Source organism: Paenibacillus jiangxiensis (assembly GCF_046098255.1).
GTDB classification, from domain to species: domain Bacteria; phylum Bacillota; class Bacilli; order Paenibacillales; family Paenibacillaceae; genus Paenibacillus; species Paenibacillus jiagnxiensis.
The window spans coordinates 21370-27369 of the sequence record NZ_JBJURI010000051.1 but is presented as its reverse complement, the minus strand read 5'-3'; the positions used below and the strand labels follow the sequence as shown (position 1 = coordinate 27369).

Genomic DNA, 6000 nt, shown 5'->3' with positions numbered 1-6000 from the left:
TATTCCAGCTCTTCCGGCAGGTCGTCGGAAATGACCATGTTCGTTACACTGCTGTTCGAAACGGTGTTGCGGGCGCGAATCGTATACTCGATCGTATCGCCAACTTCGATGCTGCCCCCGTTTACGTCCTTCGCCGATTTCTCGGATTCCAGCACTGGAGTGCGCGAATCATCGTCGTCATCGTCGTTCGATCCGCCGCCTCCGCCACCACCTGAGCCTCCGTCACCCGGATCTTGCGGATCTGTAGGAGGATCTACCGGTGGAGTCGGTGGTACCTCAACCACAACCTTGTCAGTTGGTTCGCCCGGCACGTTAACGTTGTCTCCGGTTACTTTCCCGGTATTCTGGATCGTCTTGCCGCCTTGTCCGTCCTGAATCACCGCCTGGAACTCCAGCGTATGCCAGTTCAGATCTTCGACATTGCCAAATGAACCATACACTTCACCGGAAACGGAATGTCCGGCATCACCATCTTGCGCGTCTGACACAGATACACCATCCACTTTCAAGCTGCCTGATACGTATTGCAGCCCTTCAGGCAGCGTATCTGTGATCGTCAGATTTTCCAGATAGGTGTCGTTTACGACGGCTCTCGTACGAATCGTATAGGAGATGGTGTCTCCCACGTTATACGTAGCCTTGCTTGCATCCACATTCGCTGCGAACTTCTCCGATTCAATCTGCGGATTGCGCGGATACACCTGCACTTCTTCTCGCGGATGGTCCGGAGTATCCACATTGTCGCCGCCTGCCGTGGCGATATTGATAATGTCCTTGCCGGCTTGGCCCGGTTTGACGACGGCTTGGAATGTTACTGTATGCTCATTCGTATCCGTGATGTCTCCGAACTCACCGACAACATTGCCGCCAGCATAATGACCGGCATCGTCGTCTTCACTATCGGTAACGGACTTGCCATCCACAGTCAGACTGCCCGGCACATATTCCAGCTCTGCCGGAACCACGTCTGAAATGGTGAGATTTTTCACCGTAGTACCCACATTCATATTACGGGTCTCAATGCTGTACAACAACGTGTCTCCCACTTCAGGATGCTCTGCATCGGTATTCCCTGAAGCTTTTTCCTGAATGGTTACCGTTTTATTGGATTCCAGCATAGGAAACGTAATCGGCGTTGTTGTTAGATTGGTTTCCGTCTGCTCTTTTTCTTCGGTCAATAAGTTTTCATAGCTGATTTGGGCCTTGTTGTTAACGGATTTCACCGCGTAATCATCCAACACTTTCACCTTAAATTGCACGGTGACCCCATTATCCAACTTGTCGGTATTCGCCAGATCCCCAATCTTGATGTTGATCTGCTCTCCGTCAAAAAAACCTTCGTCAGTATCGTCCGCATCCGTCAGATTTTTGGCCGCGGAGCCATTATTCAGAACCATCGATCCAGGGACGTATTCCGTTCCAGCCGGGATGGCATCCGTAATGGCCGCATCTGCCGCGACGTCCCCGCCTTCGTTCTTGACATTAATCGTATACGTCAGCTCACTGCCGGCTTTGACCTCTCCCGGTGGATCAACCGTCTTGTTGGAGGTTACGCACGGCTCTGTTCCGAGGAAGATATCATCGAGGAAGTTGCCTGCTCCCAGGCTTCCACCCGTTGAACTCACCGCCTCAAAACCAAAGCGTGTTACGTTCTGGCCTTCCGGAACCGTATAAGTACCCGTATAAGTTCCCCATGCCGTGTTTCCGTCACTCATTTGTTCCTGTACAACAGCATCGTATGGATTAGCAGTAGCCGCTCCAATGCGAAGCTGCATTGTGTCGACTCCGCCTCGACCCATATGGGACAAGCGCCAGTGGATGGTTTGTCCAGGTACGGTCGCCACATCCTGATACAGCATGCCGTTCTCAAAGGCATTTAATTCCGCCCATCTGTTGCCATTTGGTGGTGCAGGATAGGTTGTTTTTATTCCTCCAGGAATATTCTCCGCCCAGTTCCAGATTTCAATGGCTTTCTCACCGATGGCATCGTCCGTAGTTTTCCATGCAGGAACCTCGGATTCCTTGAAATAGATGCCTCCCCCAGTACCGTTGTTCGCCGTCCCCCTGGAAGGCCCTTCCTCAAAGCTGCCGTTAAGCAGCGTTACCGGAGCCGCGCAAGGACTATCCGCCGCCTGGGTTGCAGGGGTGAAGGATGGTTGAGCAACAGGCAGAATGCCGATGATTAGCATAAATACAGAAAATTTAATAAAAAGACGCTTGAATACGCTTGTTCGCCGTGTGGAGCGGGTATTAACCAATTGTCTCCCCCCAAATTGTTGTTATTCCAGATCACAGGTGCCTGGTTTGACAGTGTCATTCCCTTACTCACCAGCACCGGTATTTTCCGTTTTTTACAAGTACCCGATTTATGTATATGTTTGATCTGGTTGTTCAGCGGGCAGAACACATCCCCCCTCCAAACTCTTTGTGAATTTGAGATTGCCGGTAATTGCAGTTGACGTGTCCTCCCTCCTCCTCTCCGGCACTATATTTAAAATTTTTAACATTGTTTCACGCCTAGTATAATCGAGCATCCAAATATAGACAATATTTTCACCCAAACATGAGTAATTTGTCATAAGTCCCAGAACAATGCACCACCAGGGTATGACAATGACGAAGCTCCTTTTCGCACATACAAAATAAGAACAAACTTCGATTTGAAGGCTTGGTACAGCGATTTATGAGGAATGCTACTTTCTTCTCTGGATTTTCTTACAGGGAGAGGGTAAGATCGTATTGTGAAATTATAGAAAATGTTAAGCAGTATTCGTAAATCTATTGTTGCATATTTATACAAAATCGGGAGGGAAGACGCATGCGTAAAGTCGCAGGTATTTTGTTGTCAGTAGCTGGAGCAGGCCTGCTGGCTGTCGGGGCCATGCAATATTTTCAGCATCAAGCCAACCTGAAGGAAGCGATGGCCGAAGCCAACGCGCTGGTCGGCCAGCCGGATATGAGTGTGGCGGAAGAGACACGGCTGACTAAAATATCCAGTCCCACTCCCCTGATCGATAGAAGTGAATTTAAGCCAAAGCAAAACGATGTGATCGGATTGCTGGAGATTCCAAAGCTGAACGAAGATTTGCCGATTATCGAAGGCACGGATGAGGAGATGCTTGAACGGGGAGTTGGACATTACAGCACTACTGTGTTTCCTTCGGATAACGAACAGATTTTGCTATCCGGACACCGGGACACCGTGTTCCGCAATTTCGGCAAGCTGGCGATCGGGGATCGTTTTATCGTCAAGCTGCCCTATGGTACATACGAATACGAGATTAAAAGCACGGATATTGTGGACAAAGACGATACTTCCGTGATTCGTAAAATGGGCAAAGAGGTGCTGGTTGTTTCCACCTGCTATCCGTTTCATTATGTGGGCAGTGCGCCTGAGCGATACATTCTGTATGCTTATCCGGTTGATCATGTGAATTCCTAAAATAATTAACCTGCATGGAAGAGGTGCTTCGGATGGATGAAGACTTGAAAAACAGAAGCGGAATCCCATTTGAGATTACAACTCAAACCGATGCTTTTTATAACCCGGCTAATATTAAAAGGTTAATGGAATCCATACAGCAAATGGAGCAAGGGAAGATAGTGCGCAAGTCGATAAACGACCTGGAGCCGTCGGATCGATGAAATGAATCGGCTGGTTTATCGCATTAATGGTGGAATGATTGAATAAATAGTGTGATACTAAAAAAGTGAAGCACCGCGCCCGCACATGGGTTACGGCGCTTCTTTTGCTTGGTTCATCACGATGAGCCGCTGCTTGTGAACCAATTTCCAGCACGATCTTATTCCAATTTTGGCACAATTCATTGACCTTGAAACGGTCATTTTGCCCCCCCTCCCTCCCTCGAGAAATCGTGGATGCTTACGAATCTCTTAATATCTTTGTTTAATTGCTGAACCACAACATTAACCACAAAGAAAGGTCTCCAGCGAACAGAGACCTTATTATGTATCTACGAATGACACCGTTATCGTTCTGCCTCTCAATTCAACTTATCGTCCGACATAGCGTCGATGACTTCAATATCCTCTTTTTCTTGGTATTACTTCCTCCATACCATATTTTACCTGATTATATCATATTATCTTCATCCAAAGCTGCTCGGTAACACCCTATAGGGTATATTTCTGTAAAAATAAATTCTATCGTATCTTGGAGTAATCTTATTTTACCTTTACAATCATTTTGAAAATTGATAAAAGGAGGAACTGAGATGGTCAATGCATTGGAATCATTAGCAGAACCACTCATTCGAATACGTTTAGAATTACTCTACAGCGAGCTTCTAGAGAATCACACAGACTATATGCAGCTATCTGTTGAGATGAATGAGCATTTTAGATCAATATGTGAAGCTATTCCCGATCAACTTCAGCATACGGTGTTTCTGTACGAAGATGCCCAAATTTCTCTTCAATCCATCTTAGAAAAAAGTATATACATACAAGGTTTCAAAGACGCACTGCAGCTCTTTAGTGAATTGCATAATTCAGATATTTAAGGATCGAAGCGTCTTAACATACTCGATAGTATAACTAAAGGAATGGGCGGAACCTAATAAAGGGGATAAGGCAACTGCGGCCCGGTCAGTAAGCAATCATAGAGTTAAGGTGTCCTAGTCTCTAGAATTCTGGGATTTGGTCGTCTTCTACAGTATCATACAGGTCGGAGGAAAAAGAGAAAAAAGAGCTCGATTATGATTATACTCGGGCTCTTTTACAATCTACACGATAAATATGTTCCTGTATACTTTGCGTTGCTTCTCGTACAGCATCAGAATCCTGCTTCTGATTCATCTTACGCCGGCCTTTCCGCATAATGGAACCAATTTCTTCTCTTGAAAGGTCAGAGGGAATTGCAATTAATCCTTGAAACGGATCTCTTGAATTTTGCATCATCATCATCTCCCTTATACATAGTATAACTTAATCAGGCGTTCTGGATAAAACCTTAAGCTTCACCTACCTAAATTCATCACCCGCATTCAAAAGATTCGCAAGATTTAGAAGCGGGGTTAATCATCTTGCCCAGCACACAAAACCCTGCAGACCCAGGCCAGCAGGGTTTTGCCATACTTATTTCTAAACATTTGGAAATCATTACATCTATCCTCTGAGCCAGTTCCTGCTGCCTCCTTACCATCGACCTAAGCCCTGCACATATGTACAAGGCCACTTGAGTTGAGAACGTGCACAGTCCATACATTCTATATCTGACTTTTGATGAAAGAGCGATGCAGAAAACGAAAATAATCTGAAACATATCTAAAACGGCCTTCCTTGATCATGTTATCGATGATATCCCAATCTTGCTGCGGCATGGTTACGGTGTAGTGTCTTTTGATTCCTCCTTTGGGTTTGGGGCCTGGTTTCTTTCCATCCTTCCCTCGGTTTTCGACCTGACTCACCAATCCTCTGACTTCCTTCTCCAAGTCGTTCAGCTGTTTATAAATGCTGTGCAGTCTTAATTCATTTTCGAAGGTGACGTCAAGTAGCTCCCTTTCCTCCGTACGGTCGTGATTTGTTCCCATTTCATGTTTGTTCTTGTTAGTGAACACACGTTCCACCTCGATTTGGATTTGTCTCAACCGTTCCAAATTTTCCTTATGCTCGTCTTGACTATTCAATATGATCATCCTTCGAATTGGAAATTGCCCTTAACCACCAGGATGGATTTCATGGAGGTATTAAGGTTAATGGTTTATTAATTTAGAAGCGGCCATCCTTCAGAACCTTATAAACGTCTGAAGGATGGCAAGATTGACTTTCATCGGGCCTCTACATTGACCGATAGGCAGTTGAACTGTAACCGATTAAGCCAGTTTAACTACACTCACATTCAGGCTACCGAATCTTTGCTCTACTAGATTAGCATTTCTAATGTTCAAAGTACTTTGTGCGGGAGTGCTGGGGGTATTAAAAATCACCGTATTACTAAAACTCAGACCGGAGTTACTGGGTTGAGCTGAAAAGTGGCTT

At 45.9% G+C, this 6000-nt stretch carries 5 protein-coding genes; 3 read left to right on the top strand and 2 right to left on the bottom strand.

What is annotated here, in order from left to right; genetic code table 11:
• Positions 1–2189: isopeptide-forming domain-containing fimbrial protein (locus tag ACI1P2_RS30085; RefSeq protein ID WP_408976382.1), on the bottom strand; the 2189-nt coding region annotated here is incomplete at its 3' end.
• A gap of 629 nt (positions 2190–2818) precedes the next feature.
• Between ACI1P2_RS30085 and ACI1P2_RS30080 the strand changes: the two genes are divergently transcribed.
• From ACI1P2_RS30080 to ACI1P2_RS30070, 3 genes are all read left to right on the top strand, one after another.
• Positions 2819–3442 (top strand): class D sortase, encoded by a 624-nt coding sequence (locus ACI1P2_RS30080; RefSeq protein ID WP_355327178.1) that lies wholly within the window; start codon positions 2819–2821, stop codon positions 3440–3442.
• A gap of 32 nt (positions 3443–3474) precedes the next feature.
• Positions 3475–3645: a hypothetical protein gene (locus ACI1P2_RS30075; protein ID WP_355327175.1), complete on the top strand. Its 171-nt coding sequence runs from the start codon at positions 3475–3477 to the stop codon at positions 3643–3645.
• Between the two features lie 590 nt (positions 3646–4235).
• A complete protein-coding gene (locus tag ACI1P2_RS30070) occupies positions 4236–4523 on the top strand; it encodes a hypothetical protein (RefSeq protein WP_355327173.1) in 288 nt (95 codons plus the stop codon).
• A 705-nt stretch (positions 4524–5228) separates the two neighbouring features.
• Here the strand turns inward: ACI1P2_RS30070 and ACI1P2_RS30065 are convergent.
• The gene (locus tag ACI1P2_RS30065; protein WP_355327170.1) at positions 5229–5648 is read right to left on the bottom strand and encodes a hypothetical protein; all 420 of its coding nucleotides are present in this window, start codon (positions 5646–5648) and stop codon (positions 5229–5231) included.
• Between the last annotated feature and the right edge of the window lie 352 nt (positions 5649–6000).